The 14,880-nt window shown below is 74.6% G+C and carries 12 protein-coding genes; 2 read left to right on the top strand and 10 right to left on the bottom strand.

Annotated elements, in window-relative coordinates; translation table 11 throughout:
- Positions 1–143 precede the first annotated feature (143 nt).
- Positions 144–836, bottom strand: coding sequence for a metal-dependent transcriptional regulator (locus ACWGH1_RS11225; RefSeq protein ID WP_453355643.1), 693 nt, complete (start codon positions 834–836; stop codon positions 144–146).
- A 242-nt stretch (positions 837–1,078) separates the two neighbouring features.
- Here ACWGH1_RS11225 and ACWGH1_RS11220 point away from each other — a divergent pair, with 242 nt between their 5' ends.
- The gene (locus ACWGH1_RS11220; RefSeq protein WP_453355642.1) at positions 1,079–1,834 is read left to right on the top strand and encodes an SIS domain-containing protein; all 756 of its coding nucleotides are present in this window, start codon (positions 1,079–1,081) and stop codon (positions 1,832–1,834) included.
- Positions 1,835–1,889: 55 nt separating this feature from the next.
- On the opposite strand, the gene ACWGH1_RS11215 is transcribed toward ACWGH1_RS11220, so the two are convergent.
- Together ACWGH1_RS11215 and pdxH are read right to left on the bottom strand one after the other, a co-directional pair.
- Positions 1,890–3,245, bottom strand: coding sequence for a PAS domain-containing protein (locus ACWGH1_RS11215; protein ID WP_453355641.1), 1,356 nt, complete (start codon positions 3,243–3,245; stop codon positions 1,890–1,892).
- Positions 3,246–3,695: 450 nt separating this feature from the next.
- A complete protein-coding gene (gene pdxH, locus ACWGH1_RS11210; protein ID WP_453355640.1) occupies positions 3,696–4,358 on the bottom strand; it encodes a pyridoxamine 5'-phosphate oxidase in 663 nt (220 codons plus the stop codon).
- A 200-nt stretch (positions 4,359–4,558) separates the two neighbouring features.
- On the opposite strand from pdxH, the gene ACWGH1_RS11205 reads away from it, so the two are divergent.
- Positions 4,559–5,665, top strand: coding sequence for a citrate synthase 2 (locus ACWGH1_RS11205; protein ID WP_453355639.1), 1,107 nt, complete (start codon positions 4,559–4,561; stop codon positions 5,663–5,665).
- 70 nt (positions 5,666–5,735) lie between these two features.
- Here ACWGH1_RS11205 and ACWGH1_RS11200 read toward each other — a convergent pair whose 3' ends face one another.
- The 7 genes from ACWGH1_RS11200 to ACWGH1_RS11170 form a co-directional block, all read right to left on the bottom strand.
- Positions 5,736–6,344, bottom strand: coding sequence for a TetR/AcrR family transcriptional regulator (locus ACWGH1_RS11200; protein ID WP_453355033.1), 609 nt, complete (start codon positions 6,342–6,344; stop codon positions 5,736–5,738).
- A complete protein-coding gene (locus tag ACWGH1_RS11195; protein ID WP_453355034.1) occupies positions 6,332–7,069 on the bottom strand; it encodes an enoyl-CoA hydratase family protein in 738 nt (245 codons plus the stop codon). The genes ACWGH1_RS11200 and ACWGH1_RS11195 overlap by 13 nt, the downstream gene beginning before the upstream one ends.
- A 471-nt stretch (positions 7,070–7,540) precedes the next feature.
- The gene (locus tag ACWGH1_RS11190; protein ID WP_453355035.1) at positions 7,541–8,704 is read right to left on the bottom strand and encodes an acyl-CoA dehydrogenase family protein; all 1,164 of its coding nucleotides are present in this window, start codon (positions 8,702–8,704) and stop codon (positions 7,541–7,543) included.
- Positions 8,701–10,665 (bottom strand): ATP-binding protein, encoded by a 1,965-nt coding sequence (locus ACWGH1_RS11185; RefSeq protein WP_453355036.1) that lies wholly within the window; start codon positions 10,663–10,665, stop codon positions 8,701–8,703. The genes ACWGH1_RS11190 and ACWGH1_RS11185 overlap by 4 nt, the downstream gene beginning before the upstream one ends.
- An 8-nt stretch (positions 10,666–10,673) precedes the next feature.
- Positions 10,674–12,272 (bottom strand): acyl-CoA carboxylase subunit beta, encoded by a 1,599-nt coding sequence (locus ACWGH1_RS11180; RefSeq protein ID WP_453355037.1) that lies wholly within the window; start codon positions 12,270–12,272, stop codon positions 10,674–10,676.
- Positions 12,269–14,053 carry an acyclic terpene utilization AtuA family protein gene (locus tag ACWGH1_RS11175; RefSeq protein WP_453408634.1) on the bottom strand — a complete coding sequence of 595 codons (1,785 nt, stop codon included), beginning with the start codon at positions 14,051–14,053 and terminating at the stop codon, positions 12,269–12,271. Before ACWGH1_RS11175 ends, ACWGH1_RS11180 begins: the two co-directional genes overlap by 4 nt.
- The gene (locus tag ACWGH1_RS11170; RefSeq protein WP_453354279.1) at positions 14,050–14,865 is read right to left on the bottom strand and encodes a TIGR03084 family metal-binding protein; all 816 of its coding nucleotides are present in this window, start codon (positions 14,863–14,865) and stop codon (positions 14,050–14,052) included. Before ACWGH1_RS11170 ends, ACWGH1_RS11175 begins: the two co-directional genes overlap by 4 nt.
- Positions 14,866–14,880 lie beyond the last annotated feature (15 nt).

Below are 14,880 nucleotides of genomic sequence, written 5' to 3'. Positions count from 1 at the left end.
GGAGGGGCACCAGGCGCCGGGACCGTTTATTACCGCTCGGGTGCCCTCATCGTCGGCATCGACACGCGGAAGGTTCCACCCGATTTCCGGTCAGCCCGTCAGCGCTGCACGAGCAACCCGTCAGCGCTGCACGAGCAAACCCGTCAGCGCTTGGCGACGAACACGTGCGAGGCGACCTCCGCGCCCAGCTCCGCCGCCTCGCCGCCACTGCCGACCAGCACCCCGCCCGGGGACTCGGTCACGCTCACCACCGAGCCGGGCTGCACACCGGCCCGCCGCAGCGTGTACATCAGCTGCGCGTCGGTCTGGATCGGCTCGCCGATCCGGCGCACCACCACGGTCTTGCCCTCGCTGCCCGGGTCCAGCTCCGAGAGGCTGACCATGCCGTCCTCCAGGAACGGGTCCGCCTCGGCCTTCTCGCCCAGCTCCTCCAGTCCGGGGATCGGGTTGCCGTACGGCGACTCCGTCGGGTGGCGCAGCAGCTCCAGTACCCGCCGCTCCACGGCCTCGCTCATCACGTGCTCCCAGCGGCAGGCCTCGGCGTGCACCTGCTCCCACTCCAGGCCGATGACGTCGACGAGCAGGCATTCGGCCAGCCGGTGCTTGCGCATCACGCGCGTCGCCAGCCGCCGCCCCTCCTCCGTCAGCTCCAGGTGCCGGTCGCTGGCCACGGCCACCAGGCCGTCGCGCTCCATCCTGGCGACCGTCTGGCTCACCGTCGGGCCGCTCTGATCAAGCCGCTCGGCGATCCGGGCGCGCATGGGGACCACGCCTTCCTCTTCCAGCTCGAGGATGGTGCGGAGGTACATCTCCGTGGTGTCGATCAGTCCGGACATTCGTGCCCCTCGGATTGCGTGCGCTGGCCCTGTCCCCAATTCTGACGCATCGGGCCGACAACCGTCCCGTGCCGGACGTCAAGGCCGCCGCCGGACATCCGCCGGGGCCCCTCCCACCCCCGCCGACCTTTCGTCCCACGGACTGACGTTCGTATTGACACGCCCTTGGTCCAGACCGCACGGTGAGCGGCGGACACCGACGCAACCCACCCGCACCCCACCCCTGGAAGGGCCTTCGGCGTATGAGCGAGAGCAAGCTGGCCGGGCAGTTCTTCGACGCCGCGATCGCCCTGCTGGAGCGGGTGCGGGACGAGGAAGCCGGGCCGATCGGCGCCGCGGGGGCCGCCGTCGCCGACGCCGTCGCCGCCGGGAAGCGGCTCTTCGCCTTCGGCGCCGGGCACTCCTCGCTGCCCGCCCAGGACGTGGTCTACCGGGCCGGCGGACTGGCCCTGATGAACTTCCTCGCCGTACCCGGCACCGCGGGCATCGACGTCATGCCGGCCACCCTCGGCAGCGCCCTGGAGCGCGTCGACGGCCTCGCCGCCGCCGTCCTGGACAGCAGCCCGGCCGCCGAGGGCGACGTCCTCGTGATCATCTCCCTCTCGGGGCGCAACGCCCTGCCGGTCGAGATGGCCATGAACGCCCGCGCGATCGGCCTCAAGGTCATCGGCGTGACCTCGGTGGCGTACGCGACCGGAACCCGGTCGCGGCACGCGTCGGGCACCTTCCTCAAGGACCACTGCGACATCGTCCTGGACAGCAAGATCGCGGTCGGTGACGCCGAACTCAGCCTCGACGGCATCGACGCCCCCTTCGCCCCCGCCTCCACCGTCGTGACCAGCGCGGTCATGCAGGCCGTGATGGCGGCGGCGGCCGGCGAGCTGGCCGCGCGCGGGATCGAGCCGCCGATGCTGCGCTCGGGCAACGTGGACGGCGGCCACGAGTGGAACGGCCGCGTCATGCAGGAGTACGGCGACCGGATCTTCTTCCGCCACTAGGGGGTGCCCGGCGGATCGGGGCCGGACACCCGCCGTGCCCCGCAGGGCCCGCGGTTCAGAGGTCCGCCGGGCGGGCCGCCGGACGCCGGGCCAGGTCCAGGTCCGCCGCGACCCGGGACGCCACCTCCTCCGCGTACAGCGCGTCCGCGCGCTCGAAGGCGGGCCGCGACGGGCCCCGCAGGAAGGTCAGCGCCCCCAGGGTCCGGCCCCGGCTGCGCAGCACCGTGCACAGCGCGTGCACCGCGTCCGGGGGCCAGTGCCGGGCCCGCGCCCACTCCTCGGGCGGCTCCCCCGACGGGACGCTGGCCCGCACCGGGCCGATCCGGTCCAGGGCCTGCAGCGCCGGGTGCATTGCCGGGTACCGGACCGGGATCGCACCCGGCGCCGGCAGCAGCAGGGTCTGCCCCGACGCCGACACGGCCGAGCGGACGAGCCGCCTGCGCCGTCCCGGGCCGGCCGGCTCCGGCCCCTCCAGTACGTCGAGCACGTCCACCAGCGCGTGTTCCGCGAAGCCGGCCAGGGCGAAGTCCAGCCGGACGGCGGCCGCCTCCGCCGGGTCCTCGCACTCGGCGGCGGCCCGCCCGGCCCGGTAGAGCTGGTTCGAACGGAACCGCAGCTGCCCGGTGTCCAGCTCGGCCCGCCTGGCCTCGGTGACGTCCTGGAACAGCCAGCCGACCCCGAGCGGCACCGGCTCCTCCGCCAGCGGCGAGGCCAGCCGCAGGAACCCGGAGCGCCAGCACCGCCGCCGCACCCCCTCCGGTGTGCGCACCGACACCCACAGCTCCAGGGGGGCCGGCGGGGCCCCCTCCGCCAGCACGTGCTGGAGCGCGCCCTCCAGCTCCTCGACACCCTGGGCCAGCAGCTCCCCGAGCGGCCGCCCCAGCAGCGCGGTGCGCCCGGACCCGAAGGCACGGGCGGCGTGGAGGTTCACCACCGCCGGGCGTAAGTCGACGTCGACCAGGACGACCCCCCAGGAGGCGTCCTCCAGCAGCGCCTCGCTCAGCGCGATGGACCGCTCCAGGTCGATCTGCGCGTGCACCTCGCTGAACGCGCAGTAGACGCCCGCGGGTTTGCCGTCCGCGCCCGGCACCCCGGCGGACTGGGTCCGTACGAGGACCCGGCCGCCGCCCTTGGTCAGCAGCGCGAACTCGTGGACGTGCCGGCCCGGCGAGTCCTGGGCGGACATCAGCCGGTCCTCCACGTCGTGCGCGTCGGCGGCGCGCACCGCCCACCCGGCGAACCCGCGCCGGCCGACCGCCTCGGCGGCGGTCCAGCCCAGGATCCGCTCGGCCTCGCGGTTCCAGTGGGTGATCACGCCGTCGGCGTCGAACGCGCACAGGGCCGCGTCCATCCCGTCCAGCAGCGCTGCGAGCAGATCGTCGGTGGTCTCGTTACGTCCGGAAACACTCACCTGGCACCCCCTGCAGGTGTTCGCGTATGCGGCACGTCAGATCATTGAACTGGAACGTGACGCAGCCCACACCCCCTTCCCGGAATCGTCCCGTTTTTTCCTTTCCGGCCGTCCGGCCGAAGCCCGCCGGATAAATGCCTTGAGCGAGCCGGAACGGGCTCGTAGGCTCTGCGGTACACGAGAAGGGAGGTGGTTCCCGAAATGTACGGAAACCGGACGCGTGAGGTGGCTGCGGGCTAAAGCGCCCGTCGTCGCACGCACCCAGTGCGGTGCCCGGCGGGAACGCCAGGCGCCAATCCCAAGCAGTCACCCGACCCGCGGGCTCGCCGGTACGTCCGGCCGGCTCCTCTCACTGCAGGAGAGGAACCCGAGCCCGCGGGTCGTCTGCGTTCCACGGCCCCCCAAGGCCTCCGGGGCCCGGGATCTCCAGGGCCGTCCCGGCGCCGGTGCCTACGGGCAGAGCCGCTCGACGCGCCAGCTCCCGCCCTCGCGGACGTAGCGCAGCCGGTCGTGCAGCCGGTTCTCGTGGCCCTGCCAGAACTCCACCGCGTCGGGCACCACCCGCAGGCCGCCCCACTCCGGCGGCACGGGCACCTGCTCGCCCTCCGGGTAGCGCTCCGCCAGCTCCGCGTACCGCCGGTCCAGCTCCGCCCGGGAGCCGATCACCTGGGACTGCGCGCTCGCCCAGGCGCCGAGCTGCGAGCCGTGCGGCCGGGAGCGGAAGTAGGCGGCCGTCTCGTCGCGGCCGATCCGCGCGGCCGTGCCCGTCACGCTGACCTGGCGGGAGATCGGGTGCCAGGGGAAGAGCAGCGACACGTACGGGTTCTCGGCGATCTCGCGGCCCTTGCGGGAGCCGTAGTTCGTGAAGAAGACGAAGCCCCGCTCGTCGAACTGCTTGAGCAGCACCGTGCGGGAGCTGGGACGGCCGTCGGCGGTCGCCGTGGAGACGACCATCGCGTTGGGTTCGAAGAGGTGCGACGCGGCGGTCTGCCGGAACCACAGCGCGAACTGCTGCATCGGGTCCCCGGCGAGGCTCTCCTCGTCGACGATCTCGGAGCGGTAGTGCTTGCGCATGGTGGCGGGATCAAGGTCCTGGTGGGTCACGCGGGCCATCCTGCCGCAGTACGACTGCCGGGGGTGTGCCGTATGTCACGCTTCCGCAGGCCATGCGGAGCGGACAAAATCTTGGGGCCGGTCCGAGGGTCCCCGCACGGATGACCATCGGCCGTGCCGGGCATCAACGGGGATGACCGCGCCGGACCGCGAATCACGCCGGGAGCCGCGCGTGTTCGCACTATCTGAGGAGCCGCCTGATGTCCGACTTCGTACCCGGGCTCGAAGGGGTCGTCGCGTTCGAGACGGAGATCGCCGAGCCCGACAAGGAGGGCGGGTCCCTCCGCTACCGGGGGGTGGACATCGAAGATCTGGTCGGCCACGTCTCCTTCGGGAACGTGTGGGGCCTGCTGGTCGACGGTGCCTTCAACCCCGGCCTGCCGGCCGCCGAACCCTTCCCGATCCCCGTGCACTCGGGTGACATCCGGGTCGACGTGCAGTCCGCGCTCGCGATGCTGGCCCCCGTGTGGGGCCTGAAACCGCTGCTCGACATCGATGAGCGGACGGCGCGGGACGACCTGGCGCGGGCGGCCGTGATGGCGCTGTCCTACGTCGCCCAGTCCGCCCGCGGCCAGGGCCTGCCGATGGTTCCGCAGAAGGAGATCGACAAGGCCGAGTCCGTGGTCGAGCGGTTCATGATCCGCTGGCGGGGCGAGCCGGACCCCCGGCACGTCAAGGCCGTCGACGCGTACTGGACCTCCGCCGCCGAGCACGGCATGAACGCCTCCACCTTCACCGCGCGGGTGATCGCCTCCACCGGCGCCGACGTGGCGGCGGCGCTCTCCGGCGCCGTCGGCGCGATGTCCGGGCCGCTGCACGGCGGGGCGCCGTCCCGGGTCCTCGGCATGATCGAGGAGATCGAGCGCACCGGTGACGCCGTGGCGTACGTGAAGAAGGCCCTGGACAAGGGCGAGCGGCTGATGGGCTTCGGGCACCGGGTCTACCGGGCCGAGGACCCGCGCGCCCGCGTGCTGCGGCGCACCGCCAAGGAACTGGACGCGCCGCGCTACGAGGTGGCGGCCGCACTGGAGAAGGCGGCGCTGGAGGAGCTGCACGCGCGCCGTCCCGACCGGGTGCTCGCGACGAACGTGGAGTTCTGGGCGGCGATCATGCTGGACTTCGCCGAGGTCCCGGCGCACATGTTCACCTCGATGTTCACCTGCGCGCGGACGGCGGGCTGGTCGGCGCACATCCTGGAGCAGAAGCGCACGGGCCGCCTGGTCCGCCCGTCGGCCCGCTACATCGGGCCGGGCCAGCGGGACCCGCGCGACATCCAGGGCTACGCGGACATCGCCGAGACGGCCTGATCCGCACCCGGCAGCAGGCGCCGCATCCCGGTCGGGGTGCGGCGCCTGCTGCGTGTCGGGGCCGGAGGCGTCAGGGCCCGAGCGCCGCGTCCAGGATGCGGGCCCACTGCGTGACGACGCGGGCCCGGCGGGCGGCGTCGTCGGACAGGACGTTGGCCAGGCCGAGACCCCGGGCCATGTCCAGGAGGCCCTGCACGGTTTCCCGTACGCCCGGCACCGACTCGTCCGCACCGAGGAGTTCGACGGCGATGCGGTGGGTCTCGCGGCCGACGCGGGCCTCGAGTCCGCTGACGTGCGGGCGCAGTTGTTCCTCGTTGGAGGCGGCGACCCACAGCTGGAGGGCGGCCCGGAACAGGGTCCCCGTGTACAGGTCGACCAAGGCCTCCACGACGGCCGCGCGGGGGGCCGGGCCCGCGTGGAACAGCTCGCGCAGGGCGGTGGAGCGTTCCTCGGCGACGTGCTCCACGGCGGCCGTGAACAGCTTCTCGCGGGTCGGGAAGTGGTGTTGGGCCGCGCCGCGCGAGACCCCGGCCCGTTCGGCGACGACGGCGACGGTGGAGCCGGCCCAGCCGTGTTCGGCGAGGCAGGAGACGGCCGCTTCCAGGAGGTGGCGGCGGGTGACGCGACTGCGGGCCTGCTTGGGGCCGGCCGCCGGCCCGGGCCCGGTCACCGTGCCCATGACGGTTCCCGGCGTTCGAAGCGGGCGGTGATCCCCTCGCGGGCCTCGGCGGAGGCGAAGTGGCGGGCCGACAGCTCGGTCAGGGCGGCGCCGTCGGCGGCGAGGGCCGCCCGGACCGGCGCGGTCAGCAGCCGTTTCGTCGCGGCGAGGGCCTCGGGACCGGCTTTGCGCAGGCCCGCGAGGACGGGGGCGAGCACCTCGTCGACGTCCGGGCCGTGCAGGGTGAGCAGCCCGATCCGGGCGGCCTCCGCGGCGTCGAAGGCCTCGGCGGTCAGGAAGTACCGGGCCGCGGCGCGCGGGTCCAGGCGGGGCAGCAGCGGCGCGGAGATGACGGCCGGTACGACGCCGAGGTGGGTTTCGGTGAAGGCGTACGTGGAGCCCGGCCCGGCGGCGGTGATGTCGCAGGCGCCGAGCAGCCCGAGGCCGCCCGCCCGGACATGGCCGGTGACACGCCCCACGACGGGCTGGGGGAGCTCCGCGACCTCCCGGAGCAGGGCGAGGAAGTCGGCGGGGTCGCAGGGGGACTTGAGGTCGGCGCCGGAGCAGAAGGTGGTGCCGGTGTGGGTGAGGACGACGGCGCGGACCGCCGGGTCCGCGGCCGCCGCGGCGAGGGCCGCGCGCAGCTCGCCGACGAGGGCGGCGGAGAGCGCGTTGCGGTTGGCCGGGGAGTCGAGGGTGAGCGTGGTGATGCCGGTCGCCTGGCCGGCGTGCACGAGTGGGGCCATGTCTCCTCCGGAGGGGGTGGGCCGGTCGGGGGTCCTCCCCGGGGAGCGTATGCGGACCCGGCCCCGGCCCGCCAAGCCACCCCGACAAAGCGGGCAGCGGGCCGGGCCGGGCAGGGGGTTGCGGCCGGCCGCGCGCGCCCCGGAGCGGCGGGCCGGGCACGGACCGGACGGCCCGGCACCGGCCACCGGGCGGCTCCGCCGACCGCCGCATCGGGCCGGGCCGGGAGGCGCCGGGAGCGGCATGGGCCGGGACCGGGGACGATGTGTGCGGGCCGGGACCGGGGACGGGGTGTGCGGGCCGGACCCGCCGGACGCTGTTGCCGCCGGCCGCCACCCCGGCCGGGGTGGCGTACAGCAGCGGCCGGCCGCCCGTTGCGGCGTGCGGGGGCCGCGGGCGCGCCGGTGGAACGCGGTCACGGCCGTTGTGGTCCGGCCGGGCGCGCGACGGGTCGCGGTCGTGTGCGGCGGTCGTCAGTAGGACTTGGGCAGGCCCAGGGTCTGGTGGGAGACGAAGTTGAGGATCATCTCCCGGCTGACGGGGGCGATCCGGGCCACCCGGGAAGCGGTGATGAGGGAGGCCAGGCCGTACTCGCGGGTGAGACCGTTGCCGCCCAGGGTGTGCACGGACTGGTCCACCGCCCGTACGCAGGCCTCGGCGGCGGCGTACTTCGCCATGTTGGCCGCCTCGCCCGCGCCCATGTCGTCGCCCGCGTCATACAGCAGCGCGGCCTTGCGCATCATCAGGCGGGCCAGTTCCAGTTCGATGTGCGACTGGGCCAGCGGGTGGGCGACGGCCTGGTGGGCGCCGATGGGCTCCTTCCACACCTGGCGGCTCTTGGCGTAGTCCACGGCCTTGGCGAGGGCGTACCGGCCCATGCCGATCGCGAACGCGGCGGTCATGATCCGCTCCGGGTTGAGCCCGGCGAAGAGCTGGAGCAGCCCCGCGTCCTCTTCGCCGACCAGCGCGTCGGCCGGCAGCCGGACCTCGTCCAGCACCAGCTCGAACTGCTTCTCCGCCGCCTGGAGTTCCATGTCGATGACGGAGCGGGAGAAGCCGGGCGTCTCGCGCGGCACGATGAACAGGCACGGCTTGAGCCGGCCGGTCCTGGCGTCCTCGGTGCGGCCCACGATCAGCGTGGCGTCCGCGATGTCCACGCCCGAGACGAAGACCTTGCGGCCGCTCAGCACCCACGAGTCCCCGTCCCGGCGGGCGGTGGTGGTGATGCGGTGGGAGTTGGACCCGGCGTCGGGCTCGGTGATGCCGAAGGCCATGGTGCGGGTGCCGTCGGCGAGGCCGGGGAGCCAGGCCTGCTTCTGGGCCCCGGTGCCGAAGCGGGCTATCACCGTGCCGCAGATGGCGGGCGAGACGACCATCATCAGCAGCGGACAGCCGGCGGCGCCCAGCTCCTCCAGGACGATGGAGAGTTCGGTGATGCCGCCGCCCCCGCCGCCGTACTCCTCGGGGAGGCTGACCCCGAGATAGCCGAGCTTGGCGGCGTCGGCCCACAACTCGTCGGGGTGCCGGCCCTCGCGGGCCGTGCGGGCGAGGTACTCGCGGCCGTAGCGCTGCCCGAGGGCGGCGACGGCGGCGCGCAGGGCCCGGTGCTCTTCTGATTCCACAACGGAGTTGCTCATGCGGGCGTTTCCTCCTGGACTACGGCGAGCAGGGCGCCGAATTCGACCTGGTGGCCGGTTGCGGCGTGGAGCGCGGTGAGCGTGCCGGAGGCGGGCGCGACGATGCGGTGTTCCATCTTCATGGCCTCCAGCCAGAGCAGGGGCTGTCCGGCGGTGACGGTGCAGCCGGGGGCGAGGCCCTCGGCCACGCGGACCACGGTGCCCGGCATGGGGGCGAGCAGGGAGCCGGGTTCGGTGCGGTCCTCGGGGTCCACGAACCGGGGCAGCCGGGTCAGGGTGTGGGCGCCGGATGCTCCGTCCACGTAGACCTCCGCCGGGCCGTCACCCCCCTTGTTCGATTTGTGTTTCACGTGGAACACACCCCGGACGCCGTCCACTTCGAGGGTGACGAGCCCCGGCTCCACGGCCAGGACGCGGACCCCGGGCTGGTCGACGGGCTCCGGCGGCCCGCTGCGGGCCGGGTGGTACCGGACCTCGTACTCGGCGCCGCCCACGGCGTAGCGCCGTACCTGCGGCTGCGAGCGCAGGTTGCGCCAGCCCCCGAGACGGCCCGCGAGCGGGGCGTCCGGGACCGGGGCCGCGTCGGAGAGGGCGGCGGCGAGCGCGGCCAGGGAGGCGGCCCGTTCCGCGCCCGGGGCGGGCTCGGTGAGGGCGGCGAGGTGGCGTCCGTAGAACCCGGTGTCCAGCCGCCCGGCGGTGAAGTCCGGGTGCCGCAGGGACCGTACGAGGAGTTCCCGGTTGGTGGTCAGCCCGTGGATCCGTGCTCCGGCGAGGGCGTGGGCGAGGGTACGGACGGCCTCGGCCCGGGTCGGGGCGTGGGCGACGACCTTGGCCAGCATCGGGTCGTAGTGCACGCCGACGCCGTCCCCGTCCGCGAACCCGGTGTCCACGCGGACCGCGCCGGGCACGGCGAGGGTGTGGAGCACCCCGGTCTGCGGCCGCCAGTCCCGGGCGGGGTCCTCCGCGTACAGCCGGGCTTCGACGGCGTGTCCGGCGGGCTCGGGGGGCTGCGGCGCCAGCGCCGTGCCTTCGGCGATGCGCAGTTGGAGGGCGACGAGGTCGAGGCCGAAGACGGCTTCGGTGATGGGGTGTTCCACCTGGAGGCGGGTGTTCATCTCCAGGAAGTACGGGCGCCCTTCGGCGGTGACGAGGAACTCGACGGTACCGGCGCCCTGGTAGGAGACGGCCCGGGCGGCGGCCACGGCGGCCTGGTGGAGGCGCTCGCGCAGGGACTCCGGCAGGCCGGGTGCGGGGGCCTCCTCGATGACCTTCTGGTGGCGCCGCTGGAGGGAGCAGTCGCGGGTGCCGAGTGCCCAGACGGTGCCGTGGGCGTCGGCCAGGATCTGCACCTCCACGTGGCGGCCCCGCTCGATGTAGGGCTCGGCGAACACCTCGTCGTCGCCGAAGGCGGAGCGGGCCTCGGCGCGGGCGGCCTCCAGCTCCTCCTTGAGCCGGTCCGGGTCCCGTACGACGCGCATCCCGCGGCCGCCGCCGCCCGCCGCGGCCTTGAGCAGCAGGGGCAGGTCGGCCGCGGTGGCGCCGGCCGGGTCGACGGGGTCCAGGAGCGGCACCCCGGCGGCGCGCATGAGCTCCTTGGCCCGGGTCTTGGAGGCCATGGCCTCGATGGCCTCGGGGGGCGGGCCGATCCAGGTCAGCCCGGCGTCGCGGACGGCGCGGGCGAAGCCGGCGTTCTCGGAGAGGAACCCGTAGCCGGGGTGGACGGCGTCGGCGCCCCCCGCGAGGGCCGCCCGGACGAGCAGGTCGGCGCGCAGGTAGGTGTCGGCGGGGGCGGTGCCGGGCAGCCGTACGGCAGCGTCGGCGCTGCGCACGTGCAGGGCGTCGGTGTCGGCGTCGGAGTGGACGGCGACGGTGGCGAGGCCCAGGGCGCGGGCGGTACGGAAGATCCGCACGGCTATCTCGCCCCGGTTGGCGACGAGGACGGACGTCAGGGTCTGGGTCATCTGCGGGCTCACATCCGGAAGACGCCGAAGCCGCCACGGGCGCCCTCGACGGGGGCGTTGTGGACGGCCGACAGGCACAGGCCGAGGACGGTACGGGTGTCGCGCGGGTCGATGACCCCGTCGTCGTACAGCCGCCCGGACAGGAACATCGGCAGGGACTCGGACTCGATCTGCGCCTCCACGAAGGCGCGCATCCCGGCGTCGGCCTCCTCGTCGTAGGGCTGCCCCTTGGCGGCGGCCGACTGCCGGGCCACGATCGACAGCACCCCGGCCAGCTGGGCGGGTCCCATGACGGCGGACTTGGCGCTGGGCCAGGCGAAGAGGAACCGGGGCTCGTAGGCCCGGCCGCACATGCCGTAGTGGCCGGCGCCGTAGCTGGCCCCGATGAGCACGGACAGGTGCGGGACCCGGGAATTGGAGACGGCGTTGATCATCATCGAGCCGTGCTTGACGATGCCGCCCTGCTCGTACTCCTTGCCGACCATGTAACCGGTGGTGTTGTGGAGGAACAGCAGCGGGATGTCGCGCTGATTGGCGAGCTGGACGAACTGGGCCGCCTTCTGCGACTCCGCGCTGAACAGCACCCCTTGGGCGTTGGCGAGGATGCCGACCGGATAGCCGTGCAGGGTGGCCCAGCCGGTGACCAGGCTCGTGCCGTAGAGGGGCTTGAACTCGTCGAAGTCGGAGGCGTCGACGATCCGGGCGATGACCTCGCGCGGGTCGAAGGGGGTCCGCAGGTCCGCGGGGACGATGCCGAGGAGCTCCTCCGGGTCGTACAGCGGCTCGGGGGCGGGCGGCGGGTCCTGGTGCGGCTTGCGGTGGTTGAGCCGGGCGACGATCCGGCGGGCCTGGCGGATGGCGTCGTGCTCGTCCAGGGCGTAGTGGTCGGCGAGGCCGGAGGTCCGCGCGTGCATGTCGGCCCCGCCGAGCGACTCGTCGTCGCTCTCCTCACCGGTGGCCATCTTCACCAGGGGCGGGCCGCCGAGGAACACCTTCGAACGGTCCTTGATCATGACGGTGTGGTCGGACATCCCGGGAATGTACGCGCCGCCGGCGGTGGAGTTGCCGAAGACGACGGCGACCGTGGGGATGCCCTCGGCCGACAGCCGGGTGATGTCGCGGAAGACGGCGCCGCCCGGGATGAAGATCTCTTTCTGGGACGGCAGGTCGGCGCCGCCGGATTCGACGAGGCTGACGCAGGGCAGCCGGTTCTGCCGGGCGATCTCGTTGGCCCGCAGGGCCTTCTTGAGGGTCCAGGGGTTGCTGGCGCCGCCGCGGACGGTGGGGTCGTTGGCGGTGATCAGGCACTCGACGCCCGCCACGGTGCCGATGCCGGTGACCATCGAGGCGCCGACCGGGTAGTCACTGCCCCAGGCGGCGAGCGGGGACAGTTCGAGGAACGGCGTGTCGGGGTCCAGCAGCAGCTCGACGCGCTGGCGGGCCAGGAGCTTGCCGCGGCGGAGGTGGCGGGCGGTGTACTTCTCGCCGCCGCCGCGCAGGGCGTGGGCGTGTTCCGTGTCGAGTTCGGCCAGGCGGGCCAGGGCGGCGGCGCGGGCCGCGGTGTGCTCGGCGGCGTTCGGGTCGACGGTCGTGGTCAGGCGGGTCATGAGCCGGTCCCCTCCGGGGCGGACAGCAGGTGGTCCGGGATGTCGAGGTGGCGGGCGCGCAGCCATTCGCCGAGCGCCTTGCCCTGGGGGTCGAAGCGGTGGGCGGAGGCGACGCCTTCGCCGAGGATGCCGGTGATCGTGAAGTTGAGGGCGCGCAGTTCGGGCAGGACGTGCCGGGTGACGGGCAGGCCCGCGGTCTCGGGCAGCAGCGCCCGCAGCGCCCCGGTGGTCAGCGTGCGCCGCAGCCAGGCCCAGGCGTCGTCGCTCTCGGTCCAGACCCCGATGTTGGCGTCCCCGCCCTTGTCCCCGCTGCGCGCCCCGGCCACCCGCCCGAGCGGCGCCCTGGTGGTGGGCCCGGCCCAGGCCGGCGGCCCGGGTTCTGGCGGCTCCGGCGGCGCCCCGGGGGCCGGGTGCGCGGGGGCGGCCGGGACGCCCGGCGGCCCGGGTTCTGGCGGCTCCGGCGGCGCCCCGGGGGCCGGGTGCGCGGGGGCGGCCGGGACGCGGACGCGGGTGCCGTCCGGGAGGACCGCCGTGTGCGGGACCTCGGCGGCCGGTACGGAGTCGGCGGTGAAGACCCCGTACGGCTGGGCCGGGCCCGGCGGGGCCGTGACGTGGAAGCCCGGGTAACTGCCGAGCGCCAGCTCGACGGCCGCCGAGGTCAGCGACCGGCCCACCCGGTCCGGGGACGGGTCCCGCACCACCAGGCGCAGCAGCGCGCTCGCCGTCTCCTGGGTCGGCGCGTCCGCGTGGTCGGTGCGGGACAGGGTCCACTCCACGGCGGCCACCTCCCCGAGGGCGTCCGCGAGTTGCGCCCGGACCAGCGCGGCCTTCTCCTCGATGTCGAGGCCGGTCAGTACGAACACCACCTCGTTGCGCCAGCCCCCCAGCCGGGTCACCCCCACCTTGAGGGTGGCCGGCGGCGGCTCCCCGCGGACGCCCGAGATCCGCACCCGGTCCGGGCCGGCCGGCTCCAGCCGGACGGTGTCCAGGCGGGCCGTCACGTCCGGGCCGGGGTACCGCACGCCGTGGGTCTCGTAGAGGAGCTGCGCGGTGACGGTGCCCGGGGTGACGACCCCGCCCGTCCCCGGGTGCTTCGTGATCACCGACGAGCCGTCCTCGGCGACCTCCGCGAGCGGGAACCCGGGCCGGCCCACGTCGTGCCGGGTGAAGAAGGCGTAGTTGCCGCCGGTGGCCTGCGTTCCGCACTCCAGGACGTGTCCCGTGACCACCGCCCCCGCCAGCCGGTCGAAGTCGCCCGGCGCCCAGTCGAACCACCAGGCGGCCGGCCCGCTGACCAGTGCCGCGTCCGTGACCCGGCCGGTGACGACCACGTCCGCGCCCGCCCGCAGACAGGCCGCGATCCCCGCCCCGCCGAGGTAGGCGTTGGCGGTCAGGGCGGCACCGCGCCCGGACGCGTACGGCGTCAGGTCGTCGCCCTCGACGTGCGCCACCGCCACCGGTACGCCCGCCTTCGCGGCCAGTTCCCGGATCGCGCCGGCCAGTCCGGCCGGGTTGAGGCCGCCCGCGTTGGTGACGATCCGTACGCCCCGCTCGTGCGCGAGGCCGAGGTTCTCCTCCAACTGGCGCAGGAAGGTCTTCGCGTAGCCGAGGTCCGGGTTCTTCGAACGGTCGCGGCCGAGGATCAGCATGGTCAGCTCGGCCAGGTAGTCCCCGGTCAGGACGTCCAGCGGGCCGCCCGTCAGCATCTCGCGCACCGCGTCGAAGCGGTCCCCGTAGAAGCCGGAGGCGTTGCCGATCCGCAGCGGCCGGCGCCCGGTCACCGGGAGTCCTCCCGGTCGGCCGCCGAGGGACCGCGGCCGGGGCCCGCCGGGCCCGCGAAGGCCTGGGCGATGTCCAGCCAGCGGTCGGCGTCGGGACCGGTGGCCGTCAGCGAGAGGTCGGCGCGGTGGGCCCGTTGGGTGACCAGCAGGCAGAAGTCCAGCGCCGGCCCGGTGACCCGCTGACCGGCGTCCTCGGGGCCGAACACCCAGGTCCCGGCGCGGTCCGGGGCGTGCAGCTCCACCCGGAACTGCCCTTCCGGCGCCGACAGGCCCCGTACGGCGTACGCGTAGTCGCGCGCCCGCACCCCGATCCGCGCGACGTGGCGCAGCCGGGCCGTGGGGGTGCGCCGCACGCCCAGCGCGTCGGCGACGTCCTGCCCGTGCGCCCAGGTCTCCATCAGCCGGGCGCTCGCCATCGAGGCCGCCTTCATCGGCGGCCCGTACCAGGGGAAGCGGGCCCCGGGGTCGGCGGCGGCGAGCGCCTCGTCCAGCGCGGCCCGTCCCGCGCGCCAACGGGCCAGCAGCTCGGCCGCGTCCAGCAGCGCGCCCTCGGCGGCGCCTTCGTCCACGAAGGTGCCGGGTGCCTTCGCCGCCTCCTCGGCCATGACCGCGAAGCCCTCGGCGTCGGTGAGGGCCAGCAGCGAGGCCCGGTCGGTCCAGTGCAGGTGGGCGATCTGATGAGCGACGGTCCACCCGGCGGCGGGCGTGGGCCTCGTCCACCCGCCCTCGGGCAACTCCCCTACCAGCGAGTCCAGTTCGGCCCCCTCCGCACGGAGATCGGCGAAGACGGCGACAGCGGACGGATCGGGCACGGTGCGCTCCCCTTC

This window comes from Streptomyces sp. NPDC054883 (genome assembly GCF_053610645.1).
The sequence above is the reverse complement of the archived record's forward strand: the minus strand, read 5'-3'. Positions and strand labels throughout refer to the sequence as shown.